The sequence below is a fragment of the Flavobacterium sp. SLB02 genome, assembly GCF_009664855.1.
GTDB lineage: Bacteria > Bacteroidota > Bacteroidia > Flavobacteriales > Flavobacteriaceae > Flavobacterium.
In genome coordinates, this window is record NZ_CP045928.1 from 2,140,612 (window position 1) to 2,156,542 (window position 15,931).

14 protein-coding genes are annotated in these 15,931 nt (G+C 33.6%); 2 read left to right on the top strand and 12 right to left on the bottom strand.

All coding sequences use genetic code 11. The annotated features are described in order from the left end of the window. Positions 1-50: 50 nt before the first annotated feature. The 10 genes from hisF to GIY83_RS08335 all read right to left on the bottom strand — a co-directional run bounded on the left by hisF (position 51) and on the right by GIY83_RS08335 (position 10,118). Positions 51-806: an imidazole glycerol phosphate synthase subunit HisF gene (gene hisF / locus GIY83_RS08290; protein WP_194614632.1), complete on the bottom strand. Its 756-nt coding sequence runs from the start codon at positions 804-806 to the stop codon at positions 51-53. 116 nt (positions 807-922) lie between these two features. After that, a complete protein-coding gene (locus tag GIY83_RS08295) occupies positions 923-1,234 on the bottom strand; it encodes an NIPSNAP family protein (protein ID WP_194614633.1) in 312 nt (103 codons plus the stop codon). Positions 1,235-1,326: 92 nt separating this feature from the next. After that, a complete protein-coding gene (gene hisA / locus GIY83_RS08300; protein WP_194614634.1) occupies positions 1,327-2,049 on the bottom strand; it encodes a 1-(5-phosphoribosyl)-5-[(5-phosphoribosylamino)methylideneamino]imidazole-4-carboxamide isomerase in 723 nt (240 codons plus the stop codon). Between the two features lie 108 nt (positions 2,050-2,157). Further along, on the bottom strand, positions 2,158-2,739 hold the full coding sequence (hisH, locus tag GIY83_RS08305; RefSeq protein ID WP_194614635.1) for an imidazole glycerol phosphate synthase subunit HisH: 582 nt from the start codon (positions 2,737-2,739) through the stop codon (positions 2,158-2,160). Positions 2,740-2,809: 70 nt separating this feature from the next. Beyond that, entirely contained in the window at positions 2,810-3,946 is a 1,137-nt protein-coding gene (gene hisB, locus GIY83_RS08310; RefSeq protein ID WP_194614636.1) for a bifunctional histidinol-phosphatase/imidazoleglycerol-phosphate dehydratase HisB, read from the bottom strand. 289 nt (positions 3,947-4,235) lie between these two features. Beyond that, the gene (gene hisC / locus GIY83_RS08315; RefSeq protein ID WP_194614637.1) at positions 4,236-5,282 is read right to left on the bottom strand and encodes a histidinol-phosphate transaminase; all 1,047 of its coding nucleotides are present in this window, start codon (positions 5,280-5,282) and stop codon (positions 4,236-4,238) included. Between the two features lie 206 nt (positions 5,283-5,488). Next, positions 5,489-6,781 carry a histidinol dehydrogenase gene (gene hisD, locus GIY83_RS08320; RefSeq protein ID WP_208686258.1) on the bottom strand — a complete coding sequence of 431 codons (1,293 nt, stop codon included), beginning with the start codon at positions 6,779-6,781 and terminating at the stop codon, positions 5,489-5,491. Between the two features lie 102 nt (positions 6,782-6,883). Next, positions 6,884-7,741, bottom strand: a complete 858-nt coding sequence (gene hisG, locus GIY83_RS08325; protein ID WP_194614639.1) for an ATP phosphoribosyltransferase — start codon at positions 7,739-7,741, stop codon at positions 6,884-6,886. 310 nt (positions 7,742-8,051) lie between these two features. Beyond that, a complete protein-coding gene (locus tag GIY83_RS08330; protein ID WP_194614640.1) occupies positions 8,052-9,452 on the bottom strand; it encodes a HAMP domain-containing sensor histidine kinase in 1,401 nt (466 codons plus the stop codon). Further along, positions 9,453-10,118: a response regulator transcription factor gene (locus GIY83_RS08335; protein WP_194614641.1), complete on the bottom strand. Its 666-nt coding sequence runs from the start codon at positions 10,116-10,118 to the stop codon at positions 9,453-9,455. Between the two features lie 199 nt (positions 10,119-10,317). Between GIY83_RS08335 and GIY83_RS08340 the strand changes: the two genes are divergently transcribed. After that, positions 10,318-12,408, top strand: a complete 2,091-nt coding sequence (locus tag GIY83_RS08340) for an alkaline phosphatase family protein (protein WP_208686261.1) — start codon at positions 10,318-10,320, stop codon at positions 12,406-12,408. Between the two features lie 402 nt (positions 12,409-12,810). Here GIY83_RS08340 and GIY83_RS08345 read toward each other — a convergent pair whose 3' ends face one another. Continuing rightward, positions 12,811-13,809, bottom strand: coding sequence for a zinc dependent phospholipase C family protein (locus GIY83_RS08345; RefSeq protein WP_194614643.1), 999 nt, complete (start codon positions 13,807-13,809; stop codon positions 12,811-12,813). Between the two features lie 174 nt (positions 13,810-13,983). Between GIY83_RS08345 and GIY83_RS08350 the strand changes: the two genes are divergently transcribed. After that, entirely contained in the window at positions 13,984-14,937 is a 954-nt protein-coding gene (locus GIY83_RS08350) for a glycoside hydrolase family 68 protein (RefSeq protein WP_208686263.1), read from the top strand. 10 nt (positions 14,938-14,947) lie between these two features. Here the strand turns inward: GIY83_RS08350 and GIY83_RS08355 are convergent, their stop codons facing one another. Further along, positions 14,948-15,913, bottom strand: coding sequence for a YeiH family protein (locus GIY83_RS08355; protein WP_194614645.1), 966 nt, complete (start codon positions 15,911-15,913; stop codon positions 14,948-14,950). Between the last annotated feature and the right edge of the window lie 18 nt (positions 15,914-15,931).

Below are 15,931 nucleotides of genomic sequence, written 5' to 3' on the forward strand. Positions count from 1 at the left end.
TCTATTTTCTATGCTCTATTTTCGATACTCTATTTTCGATACTCTATTTTCTAAAGCCTAACCTCAATATCATTATACCTAAGTTCCTGTTTTAGAGCTTTTATCTCGATTTCTTTAAAGTGAAAAACACTCGCTGCCAACGCTGCATCTGCTTTTCCTTCTTTAAACGAATCTACAAAATGCTGGATATTTCCTGCACCACCCGAAGCAATAATCGGAATATTGATTAACGTTGATAATTTAGCCAAAGCTTCGTTTGCAAAACCATTTTTGGTTCCGTCATTGTCCATTGAGGTGAATAGAATTTCTCCTGCGCCACGCTCGGCCACTTCAACCGCCCAATCGAATAGATTTAGCTCTGTTGGTACTTTTCCTCCAACCAAATGCACGATCCATTGTCCGTTAATTTGTTTAGCATCGATGGCAACTACAACACATTGACTTCCGAATTTTTGGGCCAAATCATTAATTAGTTGTGGATTTTTTACTGCTGATGAATTAATCGAAACCTTATCAGCTCCATTATTCAACAGAATCTCTACATCTTCTACAGATGAGATTCCGCCACCAACTGTAAACGGAATATTGATTTTTTCGGCAACACTTCGTACCATATTGACCAATGTTTTACGACGTTCTTCAGTAGCTGAAATATCCAGAAAAACCAATTCATCAGCTCCTTCTGCCGAATAAATTTCGGCCAATTCTACCGGATCTCCCGCATCACGCAAGTCAACGAAATTAACACCTTTTACGGTTCTTCCGTTTTTTATATCTAAGCAGGGTATGATTCTTTTTGCTAACATCTTTTTAATGTGTCAATTTTAATTTGTCAATGAGAAAATTAGGTAATTAGATAATTTATTTACACAACGTATTAATTATTTAATTATCAAGTTATCTCATTATCTAATTATCTAATTTATTTAAATACAGGGCTTAAAAATGTTCTTTCATAACTTAGAATACATCTTGTATCTTCGGCAATTTTAAAAGCTTCTACACACTCCTGATCGTCTTTAGAAAACATTTTTGTTCGGTAATTTTCATAATCTGCGAGACTTGGAAAAGAAAATAAAGCATACGCAACATTATTTGCTCCTTCCGAAGGCATAAAATAACCATGATGCTGACCGCCTAAACGATTTACGATTTTAATCCATCTTTTACCATAATCCTCAAAAGCCTCTAATTGATAAGGATCTATAATGTATTTTAAATGACATGTTATCATAGTCTGTGTTTTTAATGCGTTAATTAGAAAATTTGATAATTAGAAAATTTTAAACACAACGTAAAGAATTATCTAATTGACTAATTTTCTAATTATGTAATTATGTAGTTTTCCAGTTGTTTCAAAGTAATTCTTCCTTCGTAAATTGCTTTTCCAATGATTGTTCCTTCACAGCCTAATTCAGCTAATTTAGGCAATTCGTCAAAGGTTGAAATCCCTCCGGAAGCAATTAGTTTTACGCCAATAGCTTCTTTCAATATCTTTTCATACAAATCAAAACTTGGTCCTTCAAGCATTCCGTCTTTTGCAATATCAGTACAAATAACATATTGAATTCCTTTGGATTGATAATCCTGAATAAACGGAATTAAATCTTCATCTGAATCTTCTAACCAACCTGAAACGGCAATTTTTTCGTCTTTGGCGTCAGCCCCAAGAATAATTTTATCAGATCCGTATTCTAAAATCCACTTTTCGAAAATAGTTCTGTTTTTAACCGCAATACTTCCTCCGGTAATTTGGTTGGCACCACTTTCAAAAGCAATTTTCAAGTCTTCATCAGATTTTAAACCTCCCCCAAAATCAATTTTTAAAGTGGTTTGTGTGGCAATTTGTTCCAGAATTTTATAATTCACAATTTTACTCGATTTTGCCCCGTCAAGATCTACTAAATGTAGATATTCGATTCCGTGCGCTTCAAATGATTTTGCTACTTCAAGCGGATTTTCGTTGTAAATTATTTTGGTATCATAATCGCCTTTTGACAAACGAACGCATTTTCCGTCGATGATATCTATAGCTGGTATTATTCTCATTTTTTGATATTTTAGATTTTAGAGTTCCGATTTTAGATTATTTAAAAACGATTTATCTAAATTGATATTTTGATTGATTTTTGATATTGTTATTGGAATTTTAAAATTTTACATTTTTAAGAAATTTTCTAAAATCTTTTCCCCTACTGCCCCGCTTTTCTCGGGATGAAACTGAGCTCCGTAAAAATTATCTTTTTGTAAAGCCGATGCATATTCCAATTCGTAATTTGTTATGGCAATAGCTTCAACACAATTTGGAGCGTAAAAACTATGTACCAGATACATAAATTCATTCTCAGCAATTCCTTTAAACAAATCCGATTTTAAATCATAAATCTGATTCCATCCCATTTGTGGTACTTTTACTTTTGATGTAAATTTAATCACATCAACATCAAAAATCCCTAAACCTTTGGTATTTCCTTCCTCAGATGATTTACACATCAATTGCATTCCGAGGCAAATACCAAAAACCGGTTGTTTCAAATTCGGAATCAAATTATCCAAACCGCTTTCTTCCAGTTTTTTCATCGCCGAACTCGCTTCTCCTACTCCCGGAAAAATCACTTTATCAGCGGCTAGAATTTCTTCGGGATTATTACTCAAAACAGCTTTAAAACCAAGCCTTTCAATAGCAAACATAATGCTCTGAATATTTCCTGCTCCGTAATTTATAATTACTATTTTCATTAAAAAAAGCTTTAAGCTTTAAGCCTTAAGCTTTAGGCCTAATGCCTATCGCTTATAGCTTAATGCGTTTTTACAACATTCCTTTTGTTGATGGTAAAATCATTTTCTCTGTATCTCTTTTCACCGCTACTTTTATGGCTTTCGCGAAAGCTTTAAAAATAGCTTCGATTTTATGGTGTTCGTTTGTTCCTTCGGCTTTTATATTGATGTTGGCTTTGGCACCGTCTGAGAAGGATTTAAAGAAATGATAAAACATTTCTGTTGGCACTTTACCTACCATTTCACGTTTGAATTCCGTTTCCCAAACCAACCAGTTTCTTCCTCCAAAATCAATCGCAACCTGCGCCAGACAATCATCCATAGGCAAACAGAAACCATAACGTTCGATTCCTAGTTTATTTCCTAACGCTTTAGCGAAAACTTCACCCAAAGCAATAGCAGTGTCTTCTATTGTATGGTGTTCGTCGACTTCAAGATCGCCTTTTACAAGGATTTCCAAATCCATTTGCCCATGACGCGCAATTTGGTCTAACATATGATCAAAAAAAGCAATTCCGGTTTCGATTTTACTTTTTCCTGTTCCGTCTAGATTCAAATCGATAAAAATATCGGTTTCATTCGTTTTACGCGTAATCGAAGCCGAACGTGCTTCCAGTTTCAAAAACTCATAAATCTCTTTCCAACTCATCGTTTGAAGAATAATCGTTTCGTTTAACTCTTCACGTTTCGACGCAATTTCATTGCTTCCAATTCCGTCATTATCATTGATAAAAATTGCTTTTGCCCCAAGGTTTTTAGCCAATTCAACATCTGTCAAGCGATCACCTAAGACAAAAGAATTTGCTAAATCATATTCCGGATTACCCAAATATTTCGTCAACATTCCCGTTCTTGGCTTGCGGGTTGGCGCATTATCTTCAGGAAAAGAGCGGTCAATAAAAATTTCATCAAATAAAACTCCTTCATTTTCAAAAGCTTTCAGGATAAAATTTTGCGTTGGCCAAAACGTATCTTCCGGAAAACTATCCGTTCCTAATCCGTCCTGGTTGGTCACCATCACCAATTCATAATCTAATTCAGTGGCAATTTTAGCCAGATATTGAAACGCTTTTGGATAAAATTCTACTTTCTCCAAAGCATCTAATTGATAATTTTCAGGTTCTAAAACAATCGTTCCGTCACGATCGATAAAAAGTACTTTTTTCATAAATTATATTTTTTGTTCTTCCACTCCCGATAGCTATCGGGATACACAGATTCAAATGATTTTCTTTTGCCACGAATTTGCTTCGCCTGTTCGCTATCACTCGAGTCACGAATTCTCACTGATTCTTGTTTCACACAGATTTTAAAAAGATTTAAGCAGATGCACCGGGACTATTTTAAATTTAAAATCAAAATTAAATATGCTTTAATCAGCAGAATCTGCGTGAAAAAATCTTTTTAATCCTTTAAATCTGTGGCAAAAAAACTTTGCGTTCCTCGCGGTTAAACATTTACTTCAACAACTTCAATTCTTTAATTAAAACTGCATTTTCCTCCGGGATTCCAATTGTAAAACGAAGGCAATTTTCACATAAAGGCTGAGTTGTTCTGTTACGAATTACAATTCCTTTTGCAATTAATTGATCGTATCTTTTATTAGCGTCATCTACTTTTACCAATACAAAATTAGCTTCTGTAGGATATATTTTTTCAACAAAATTCACCTCAAGTAATACTTTAAGCAATTCTTCTCTTTGCTCAATAATAGAAGCTATTTCTTGTTTTATTTTATCTGAATCATTCAAACGAACGATCGCTCTTTGCTGAGTTAATTCATTGACATTATAAGGAGGTTTTATTTTATTCAAAACCGAAATTAGCGCTTCAGAACCATAACAAATTCCCAAACGAATTCCGGCCAAACCATAGGCTTTTGAAAGCGTTTGTGTAATCACCAGATTAGGATATTCGTCGATTTCTGTCAACCAGCTTTCTTTGTCCGAGAAATCGATATACGCTTCATCAATTACAATTAAACCTTTAAAGTTTTGAAGTAATTTTACCACACTTTCATCCGAGAAAGAATTTCCAGTTGGGTTATTTGGTGAGCATAAAAAGATGATTTTTGTATTATCGTCAACAGCATCTAAAATCTTTTCAACCTGTGGCTGAAAACCTGTTGAAAGCAATACTTCTCTATTTTCTACCGCATTAATATTCGCCAGAACGCTGTACATTCCGTATGTAGGCGGCAGCGAAATAATATTATCGATCTTTGGTTCGCAGAAAGCTCTAAAAAGCAGATCCAAAACTTCATCGCTTCCGTTTCCTAATAAAATCTGGCTTGATTTTACATTATTATTCTTAGCCAAAATCGCCTTAACCGAACTCTGTTGCGGATCCGGATAACGATTTACGCCATTTTGAAACGGATTTTCATTGGCATCCAAAAAAATCATTTCGGCCGTATCAAAATCCTCAAACTCATCACGTGCAGATGAATAAGGTTTTAATGTTTTTACATTTTCTCTTGTTATTGTATTTATATCGAATTTCATTATCTTATTTTTTAAGGAGAAGAAAGAATATAGAGGCAAGAATAAAGACTTAATCTAACCCTTTCTCTTGATTCTTTGTTCTTTCTTCTATAATCTATTCTCTTTCTTCTATTCTCTTTCTTCTATTCCCTTTCTTCTATTCTCTTTCTTCTATTCTCTTTCTTCTATTCTCTTTCTTCTATTCTCTTTCTTCTATTCTCTTTCTTCTATTCTCTTTCCTCCAAACTCTTCAATCTCAGCGTTACAGCATTCTTATGCGCTTGCAGTCCTTCGGCTTCAGCCATAACTTCAATTGCTTTACCGATGTTTTGGATTCCTTTTTCTGAGATTTTCTGAAATGTCATTGATTTCATAAAGCTATCGAGATTTACTCCGCTGTAATTCTTAGCGTATCCGTTTGTTGGCAGGGTGTGATTCGTTCCTGATGCATAATCCCCTGCACTTTCCGGAGTATAATTCCCAATAAAAACAGAACCTGCATTCAATACACCATTGCAATAGAAATCATCAAATTCTGAACAGATTATAAAGTGTTCAGGTCCGTATTCGTTGATTAAATCTAAAGCAATCTGATCATTTTTAACATAAATCAGTTTTGAATTTTCAATCGCTTTTTTGGCAATTTCTTTTCTAGGAAGTGCTTCTACCTGAATTTGAACTTCTTTTTCTACAGCATCAATCAGCTTTTTTGAAGTCGAAACTAAGATTACCTGACTGTCTGTTCCGTGTTCTGCCTGAGATAATAAATCGGAGGCTACAAAAGCGGGAACAGCAGTATCATCTGCCACAACTAATAATTCTGAAGGGCCCGCCGGCATATCAATCGCTACTCCAAATTGTGTTGCCAATTGTTTTGCAACAGTTACAAACTGATTTCCAGGTCCGAAAATCTTGTATACTTTAGGGATTGATTTTGTACCGAAGGTCATTCCAGCGATTGCCTGAATTCCGCCTGCTTTTAATATTTTGGTTACTCCGCATAAATTAGCTGCGTACAAAATAGCAGGATTAATTTTTCCGGTTTTATCCGGTGGCGAGCATAACACGATTTCTTTACATCCTGCAATTTCAGCGGGAACGGCCAACATTAAAACTGTTGAAAACAAAGATGCTGTTCCGCCTGGAATGTATAAGCCAATTTTTTGAATCGGCCTTTTCTCCTGCCAGCAATTTACACCTTCGGTAGTTTCTATCGAGATTCTATCTGTTTTTTGAGCTGTGTGAAATTTATAAATATTTGCTTTTGCTAACTGAATGGCGTCTTTTAATTCAGTAGAAATCGAATTAAGCGCTTCCTGAATTTCTTCTGAGGAAACTTCGTAATTTTCTAAAGCAATTCCATCGAAGATCGAAGTGTATTTTGCAACGGCTTCATCTCCTTTTTTCTGTACTTCTTTAAAAATTTCTTTAACCGTAACTTCGATATCATCGATGGTTTTGGTTGGTCTTTTTAATATTTCTGACCAGGTATCTGGTTTTGGATTGTCTATTTTATTCATTTTTTTATGCTTTATGCTATAAGCTATAGGCTTTAAGCTTTAGTAACTTTGTCATTTTTTGGGCTTAAAGCTTATTGCCTAAAGCCTAATGCGGGCGAAGCCCTAAAGAACCATTTTCTCAATTGGGCAAACTAAAATTCCCTCGGCTCCGGCTTCTTTTAATTTATCTATTACATCCCAAAAGGTATCTTTATCGATTACCGAGTGAACACTGCTCCAGCCTTCTTGGGCTAATGGTAAAACAGTTAAACTTCTTAAAACCGGTAAGATTTTACCAATTTCATCGATTTTGTCGTTTGGAACGTTCATCAGGATATATTTTGAATTTCTTGCTCTTAGAACCGATTGAATTCTGAATTTTAGAGTATCGATGTGTTTCTGGATTTCCGGAGAAACTTTTGGAGAAACGGCTAAAACTGCTTCGCTTTTCAGGATTACTTCTACTTCTCTCAAATTATTTTTGAACAAAGTACTGCCACTTGAAACAATATCTACAATAGCATCAGCAAGACCAATATTTGGTGCGATCTCTACAGAACCTGAAATTTGGTGAATATCAACTGTTAATCCAAAAGAATTGAAATATTCGTTGACTGTATTAGGATAAGAAGTAGCAATACGTAAACCTGATAAATCCTGAATCGAATTGTACTCAAAAGTTTTAGGTACAGCAACAGAAACCTTGCATTTTGAAAATCCCAGTTTCTGAATCACTTCTATATGTTTTCCTTTTTCTACCAAAAGGTTATCTCCTACAATCGCAAGATCTACAACGCCATCGATTAGGTATTGAGGAATATCTGAATTTCTTAAATATAAAACTTCAAGGGGAAAATTTGAGGCTTCGGCTTTTAGCTGATCGTTTCCGTTGTTGATCGAAATACCGCAATCTTTTAGGATTTGAATGCTGTCTTCGTTTAAACGACCTGATTTTTGAATTGCAATTTTTAACGTACTCATTTTTTTTTAGTTTTTGTTGGATTAATAGTTTGAGTACAAAGAATTGGTATAAAAAAACCCGTTTGATGTACTCAAACGGGTTTTAAAATATGATGATTTACATGCATATCATTAACACATCGCCTGAGAGCAATAATGAAAATGATGATGATGTAATTGAATTGAAATCATGATTTGTGTTGTGTTTTATTCTTTGATTCGGTTGCAAATATACTAGTTAATTTCATAAAAAAGCAATTTTTAATTTAACTTAACTATAGTTTATTGTTAAAAAAAAGCCCGCGCTTCTATTTTATTAGATTTTTTCAATTTACGATAACGTTTTCATATTATCATCAAAACTCAATATAACAGTAGTTCCTACTCCTATCTGGCTATCAATTTTAAACTTAATATGAAGCAATTCTGTAATTCTTTTTACAATAGACAAACCTAAACCAGTTCCTTTAATCTCTGGATGATCTGTTGAATTGGATCTGAAAAATGGATTAAAAACAGCTTCTAAATCATGCATTTCAATTCCTATTCCGTTATCGGAAATTTTACACACTATTTTTTCGTTTTGTTTCGAAAGTAAAATAGTTACTTCTCCATCCTTGTTCGTGTATTTTACCGCATTCGAAATAATATTTCTCAAAATCGTAATCACTAAAAAATTATCAGATTGAATGTAATAATCTTGCGGCGCATCAAATTTAATCTTGATTTTTTGACTGCTTATTTTCTCTGAATTTAAAGTTAAAACATCCAAAATAAGGGAATTCAAATAAACAGATTCTGTATTTATATTTTTGCTTTGGTTTTCAAAACGTGCCATTAATAGCAGCTGATCTACCAACATATTTAAATGATCAACTTCTTTTATACAGTAATTAATTTTCTCTTCGTATTCTTTATTATCACGCGGTTTACGAATTAACACTTCAAGTGTTCCTTTAATGACAGTAAGTGGTGTTCTTAATTCGTGAGAAGCATCAGAAGTAAATTGTTTTTCGCGTTCTATTGCATCTTCAATACGGTTAAGAAGGTTGTTTATGGTTTTAGAAAGTGTGTATAATTCGTCTCTGGTTTTGGGCAGCGGAATACGCGTTTTTAGATTATCCTTAGTAATAATTTTTGAGGTATTGATTATCGAATTTATAGGCTTTATACTTCGGCCGGCAAAGAATCTGGCAATAAAAAACAGCAACAACAAAATCCCCAAAAAAGACAAACTCATAATATCAAACAAATTGTTTAATACCATTTTCGAATCTGACAATGACATTGCTACAATAACATATCCTATTTTTTTGTTTCTAATATGTAGCGGAACCTGAATTTGCCTGATATCATGATCACCCATTTTAGTATCAAACAATTCAAAATCTTCTACTGAATCATTAAACTTCAGTGTTTGTGTTTTAAGGTTGGGCGCTTTTTCTGTAATATTCTTATTTACATCGAGAAATTCAACAAATACAGGGTTTACATCTACTGTATTGTGCTCGCGTTCGTTCCATTCTTCTTCATCGATAAGGATCACTTTACCATCGACTTCTTTAATTTCTTCTTGATGATTCTGAATTTCAACCTTTATTTTTTCATCAATATGATTATAAACGGTATGTTTGACAATAGAATAAATTACCGAAAAAACGACTACAATTAATAAGCCTGTGGTAATAATATAGTTTAAGGCAATTCTGTTTTTAAAAGAAAGCTGTATCATTTATAAGTCGTTAGCGATATAACCAATGCCGCGAATTGTTTTTATATAATCTTCTTCAATTTTTAAATTGAGTTTTTTTCGAATAGCGTTCATAAAAACATCGATTACACCGGTATCATATTCAAAATTAATCTCCCAAACATCTTTTAAGATTTGATTTCGGGTGCAGACTTTTCCTTTGTTTTTTATCAGATAAGTCAATAACTCAAATTCACGCTGGGTTAAGGCTACTTCATCCTGATTTTTAAGAACAATATGTTTTGATAAATCAATTTTGATAACACCCAAGGTTAAAACCTCTGAGCCTTTTTGATTTCGAAAATGAATTTTTATTCTCTCTACCAGTTCTTCAAAGCTAAAGGGCTTTTTTATATAATCGTTGGCTCCTGCTTTTAAACCTTCTATCGTTTCCTGAACGGTATCTTTTGCGGTCAAAAAAATAATTGGAGTGGTTTGATCTTTAATTCTGATGGCTTTACACAAATCTAAACCGTTAATTTTAGGAAGCATCCAATCGAGTAAAATCAAATCAAATTTCTGATTTTGAATCAATTCAAAACCTTTCGAACCATCATTTGCCGTGGTAATCTGATAACCTTCTTCCTGCAAACCCTGCTGCAAAAACTGAACAATCCCTAACTCATCTTCGACTATTAAAATATGCATTTGCCTTTTTTAATTAAGATTATATCTTCTTTTTATTATTCAAAGATAGATATTTTACCTTTCAGAAATTGCTTAAAACCATTAGAATAGCGAAAACAACTTCATCTTAAGTAAACTTTAAGTTTACTCTAAGCAAGGTAAAAGCATAACTTCATCTGGAACTAATTTATCGCCATTAATTTTGTAAAAAATTTATTTCATGACTTTTTACAAGAAGCTTTCTCCATTTTACAATCTAATTGTATTTTATTGTATCATCAGTTTTCTATTAAGAATAGTTTTATTATTTCACCCGATTACGCAAAGTTCATTTACTATTCTTGAGTGTCTGAAAATCTTTGGTTTAGGATTTATTTCAGATCTGTTTACTTTTATAGTAGCAAGTGTTTTTTTATGGCTGTATCTTATTTTTATTTCAAACTCTAAGTACAACACGCCTTCCGGTTATATTATTTTGGCTGTTTTTGTTGCGTTGTTTCTTTACATCGCATCAGGAAAAAGTATTTTTGATGAATACGGAGGTGCTTTGCCAAGAATTATTTTGATTTTTGTGGGAATCAAAACTGTGCTTTTTGCCCTTTTACTTTTTCTTCCAAAACTAAGAGACAAGATCAGGTACTGGTTATTTGTTTTTGTGATTTTCCTATACGTTTTACTAATCCTGCAAAACGGAATAAGTGAGTATTTTTTCTGGAATGAATTTGGCGTGAAATACAATTTTATTGCTGTAAATTATTTGATTTATACCAATGAAGTTATCGGGAATATTATGCAGTCTTATCCTGTAATTCCTATATTTTCGGCTTTGTTTCTGGTAACGGCGATTTTTACGTATTTCATTGTTAAAAGGTCTGGAAATTATATCGATGCGATTCCGTCTGTAACCGATAAATTAAAAATTACCGGAGTTTACGTTGTATTATTTATGATCTCTTTAGCAGCGATACCTACATTGGCAAAAACTGAAAACTCTAGAAATGTTTTTGTGAATGAATTACAATCTACTGGTTTGTATAAATTTTATCTTGCTTTTGAGAACAATAAACTTGATTATTTTAAATTCTACAAAACACTTCCGGCAGAAAAAGCATTTAATATTTTAAAACGACAGTTGCCTGGCATTTCCGGAGAAAATACAAAACGAACAATTACAAGTGATTCTCTTGAAAATCATAAAAATGTAGTATTGATTACAATAGAAAGTTTAAGCGCTGAATACATGAAAATGTACGGAAATAAAGAAAACATTACGCCTTTTCTGGATAGTTTAGCTCAAAAAAGTTTACAGTTTACTAATCTTTATGCGGCAGGAAACAGAACGGTTCGCGGACTGGAAGCGGTTACTTTATGCTTGCCGCCAACCGCAGGCGAAAGTGTTTTAAAAAGAGAGGACAATAAAAATAAATTTTCGACCGGATCAATTTTTAAGCAAAGGGGTTACAATGTAAAATTCATGTATGGCGGTGATGCTTTTTTTGATAACATGCAGGATTTCTATTCGGAAAATGGTTACGACATTGTAGATAAATCCAGTTTTTCTGCTGAAGAAGTTACTTTTGAGAATGTTTGGGGAGTTTGTGATGAGGATATGTACAACAAAGCAATTAAGGTAATGAACGCTGAGGCAAAAGAAAACAAACCTTTCTTTAATCATATTATGACAGTGAGTAATCACAGACCTTTTACGTATCCTAATAATAAAATTGATATTCCGGGTGATATTAAATCGCGTGACGGAGGAGTAAAATATACAGATTACTCGCTTAAAAAATTCTTTGCCATGGCGAGTAAACAGCCTTGGTTCAAAAATACTGTTTTTGTAATTGTTGCAGATCACTGTGCGTCTAGTGCAGGAAAAACACAGCTTCCGTTGGATAAATACCGAATCCCGGCTTTTGTTTATGATCCGAATGCTAAACCTAAAAAATACAATCAGTTAATGTCGCAGATTGATCTTATGCCAACGCTTTTTGGATTATTGCATTTTAGTTATAAAAGCAAGTTTTTTGGTCAGGATGTTTTGAAACCGGATTATAAACAACGTGCTTTTATTGCCACTTATCAGGATTTAGGTTTAATAAAAGATAATGTATTAACGATTTTATCTCCTAAACAGCAGGTAAAACAGTTTAAACTAAAACCAGAACCAAAAGATGGTATTGCGCCGGATTATCAAATTGATTATAACGAAAAATGCATGAAAACGGAAAGAACTGATTTAGTAAATGAAACCATTTCGTTTTATCAAACAGCTTCGGATATGTTGAAGAAAAAGAAATATCAGAAGTAGATTGAACTTAAAAATTCCAATTCCCAAGCTTTCGGATAAATTCCAAATTCCAATCTCGAAATTTCGGGATGGGGAAAATTCCAAATTCCAAAGGTGGCGGGATGGCAAGCGGATGACACATATTTAACTGATTTTCGCTGTTTTTTTTTGTAATATCATGTTATTCTTTTGGTTAGATTAAGCATCTTATGAAAAACGAGTGCCATAGCCCTGAAGGGAGGGAAATCCTTTTGTGCCCGTCCCGATAGCTATCCGGAGGCGCAAAAGATTTGGAAGGACAGCTGGAAATAGCTCCTAAAACTTCAACTTTACTTATATAAAACACTAAAAAAGCCTCAAATTCAAATGAATCTGAGGCTTTTTTGTGATCTGTAAACTAAAAACTGAGACTGAAAACTTTTTCTAGTCGTTTTGATTTTTAAGTCCAAATAAGTTTCCTTGTTGAAACAACTTTTGATCGTCTTTTAATGACTGGTAGTTCCTTTGTGTTACAGCAGGCGCATCTAAGTCGCTTAAATCTGGTTTTCCGGCATTTACCCATGCAGTATACCAAAAACTTGCAGTTGCTGTAATGGCTTTTCTCATTTGGCTTTCTACCATTCCGTTTAACTGTTCGTGTAGTTTCTTGGCGTAATCATCAGAAAAAACAGCTGTATTGTATTTACTTTTCAGTACTTTTCCGTCAGCATCCATTTTAAAAACCTGAGCTTCCGGAGTTGCGGTTCTAAGTTTTTTATCAATGTCTAATAACGGTTTAGCTAAGCTATGTGTATCATTAATCATATCCCAGGTTGCTTTATGAACATCTTCATAGTATTGTGCCTGAGGAACATTTAACTTGTAATTTTTAGCAAATAACTCCGGTAATCTGCTTTCCCAAAGTGAATGAATTCCTTTTTGGTCGCTTAATTGTCCGTCATGATTGGCAGAAGTATGCAACGGCATGTGTGCATCGCCAATATAATGACCTAAATCTGCAGCAAGAAACAAGATTTCGGCTCTGTTTTTCTCTTTAAACGCTTTGGTTAATTTTACCATCATGTCTTCGATATACCAAGGTAAAATTCCGTTATCATTCAGGAATTTGGCATCGTATTTTTTCTTTGCTGCTTCCATGGTTTGTGGTATACTGTCTAGAGGACCAAAATTTTCCATGTCAAAATAATGCCTTGGGTTTTCATCTTTATAATTTAAAGCATATTTACGAATGTCCGGAACTGATGCTTCTTGTGTAATAAAATCAATGTGGTTGTAAAAAAACACTTGTATTGATTGAGGTAAAGCCATTACTGCGGCTTTATTAATACGCTCATGGCCAACGATTCCCCATGATAGTGTCAAAAATCCAATAGCTAATACGAATAGGGCGATTAGTCTTGGCTTCATTCTAAAATTTTTCATTTGTATTTTGTTTGAGGGTGCAAATTTATCCCATTTAAACCGAATTCAAAACAATAGTGACTATTATTGTTATAATTTAATTCCTTTTAATTTTGAAACCGTTTATATGATATAAGTTCATATCAAAAGTTTCTTTGTAAATTCGTTTTGATTTTTATCCTAAAATTTAAATTTATGCGCCCTACTTATTTAAGTATTCTTTTCTTTTTAATTACTTCTGTTTCTGTTGCTCAAGACGATATTATACAGCTTAAATCTGTTAGCGACACTATTTTAAATACCAAAAGAATCTTACAGATATCTGATCCTTTTGATGGTGTAAAAACCATGCAAAAACTGTTTCCCGGTAAATTATATAAACTTTCTGATAACAATACTTTTTTGAGCTGGAAATGCAAAAGCTGTAAACCCAGTGCTTATACTGATGTTAATGGTGTCGAAGGGGATCAAATGTTTCCTTACGAAAGAGGTGTTGCAACCAGAATACTTGAGAATATTGCTTATAAAGATTCTAAAGGAAATGAATTCAGGCTGTTATTTTTTAACCATTCAAATTATGATGAAGACGGACTGCAAACCGGAAGATTTTCGGGTGGTCTTGTAGGCGTGGCTAAATTTGCAAAAAATGATAAAGTTTGGGAAATGAGATCTTTTCAGCCTGCAATCGCTGCTTTTGGCTCTTTTGCCCAAGCTCCAAAACCTAAACTTGTAGAAATTGGAGAAGATCAATATGCTTTTACTTTATTGCACGTAAATGGTGGTGCCGGAGGTCCTTTTGAAGGAACTCTTTATCTTATTGCAGGACTTGACGGTAAATATCAGCCTATTATGGAAGTAAATGATTATAAACTTACAAATGTGGCAAGTTTAGAATGGTCGAGTTCGTATAAAGTTGTAAATGAGACTAGTAATAAACATTTTAGAGATATTATTATAAAAACAAATGGGGCTTTTAGCAAGGCAGCAAAAGCAAATGATGAATTTGAAACAAATCCGCCTGAAGAAATAGCTGCAATGGCAAAATCAAAAAAGCAGTTTAATTTTGAGATTGAAAGACGTTTTTCGTTTAAAGGAAAGTTTTACAAAATGATCGGCAAGCCAATCGTGAAGTTTTCCAATGTAAAGTAAATTTTACTATTTAATTGAGATATAAAATTGAAGCCAAACCTAAACCGGCAATAAAAATCCAGAGTAAAACTCCCTGAAATAAAGGCTTTACCCCTACCGCTTTTAAAGTATTTATATTTAATGTTGCGCCAATTAAAAACAAGGTTATTGTTAAACCAATTTTGGCGACATTGACAATATATGGCGAAATAATAGCCGTTTGAGGTACATAAGAATTAAAAAGCATCGCCAGAATAAACAGGCCAATAAAGTATGGGATTTTGATTTTTTGAGATTTATTTTTGAAAATAAAAGCCGTTAAAAGCGAAATTGGGATAATCCATAGTGCTCTGGCTAGTTTTACAGTTGTGGCAATTTGCAGTGCTTCTGCCCCATATTTATTGGCCGCGCCCACAACTGAACTGGTGTCATGAATAGCAATCGCACACCATAAACCAAATTCTTTCTGAGACAAATCAAGCTGATGCCCGATAAACGGAAAAACAAATAATGCAATTGAATTTAGAATAAAAATAACTCCCAAAGCTATAGAGGTTTGATTTTCGTTTGATTTGATTACGGGAGAAATCGCCGCAATGGCACTTCCGCCACAAATGGCTGTTCCGCAAGAGATTAAATGTGATGTTTTTTTATCGGTTTTAAGCCATTTTCCTAAAAATGTACCTAATAGTAATGTGCTGAAAATTGAGAATATTGTGAGCAAAAAACCTTCTTTTCCAGCTGAGATTGCTGCTGTGGCGTTCATTCCGAATCCTAAACCAATAACTGAGAATTGTAATAAATAAGTAATGGCAATGTGATTGAAAGCTATAAATGGATTCCCAAAAACATTTACCATGACAACTCCTAATAACAAGGCAATTGGCGGAGAAATAATCGAAAATAGACCTAATACTATTATAAGAGCAAAAATAGCTTGTTGCAGGTAAAGATTAATTTCGAATAAATGTGATGCGGTATGTTGTTTCGTTTTCAAAATAAGCAATTTGATATT

What these genes read in the sequence shown, in the direction of transcription:
- hisF (WP_194614632.1), bottom strand. Translation starts at nt 806, where the DNA reads ATGTTAGCAAAAAGAATCATACCCTGCTTAGATATAAAAAACGGAAGA.
- GIY83_RS08295 (WP_194614633.1), bottom strand. Translation starts at nt 1,234, where the DNA reads ATGATAACATGTCATTTAAAATACATTATAGATCCTTATCAATTAGAG.
- hisA (WP_194614634.1), bottom strand. Translation starts at nt 2,049, where the DNA reads ATGAGAATAATACCAGCTATAGATATCATCGACGGAAAATGCGTTCGT.
- hisH (WP_194614635.1), bottom strand. Translation starts at nt 2,739, where the DNA reads ATGAAAATAGTAATTATAAATTACGGAGCAGGAAATATTCAGAGCATT.
- hisB (WP_194614636.1), bottom strand. Translation starts at nt 3,946, where the DNA reads ATGAAAAAAGTACTTTTTATCGATCGTGACGGAACGATTGTTTTAGAA.
- hisC (WP_194614637.1), bottom strand. Translation starts at nt 5,282, where the DNA reads ATGAAATTCGATATAAATACAATAACAAGAGAAAATGTAAAAACATTA.
- hisD (WP_208686258.1), bottom strand. Translation starts at nt 6,781, where the DNA reads ATGAATAAAATAGACAATCCAAAACCAGATACCTGGTCAGAAATATTA.
- hisG (WP_194614639.1), bottom strand. Translation starts at nt 7,741, where the DNA reads ATGAGTACGTTAAAAATTGCAATTCAAAAATCAGGTCGTTTAAACGAA.
- GIY83_RS08330 (WP_194614640.1), bottom strand. Translation starts at nt 9,452, where the DNA reads ATGATACAGCTTTCTTTTAAAAACAGAATTGCCTTAAACTATATTATT.
- GIY83_RS08335 (WP_194614641.1), bottom strand. Translation starts at nt 10,118, where the DNA reads ATGCATATTTTAATAGTCGAAGATGAGTTAGGGATTGTTCAGTTTTTG.
- GIY83_RS08340 (WP_208686261.1), top strand. Translation starts at nt 10,318, where the DNA reads ATGACTTTTTACAAGAAGCTTTCTCCATTTTACAATCTAATTGTATTT.
- GIY83_RS08345 (WP_194614643.1), bottom strand. Translation starts at nt 13,809, where the DNA reads ATGAAAAATTTTAGAATGAAGCCAAGACTAATCGCCCTATTCGTATTA.
- GIY83_RS08350 (WP_208686263.1), top strand. Translation starts at nt 13,984, where the DNA reads ATGCGCCCTACTTATTTAAGTATTCTTTTCTTTTTAATTACTTCTGTT.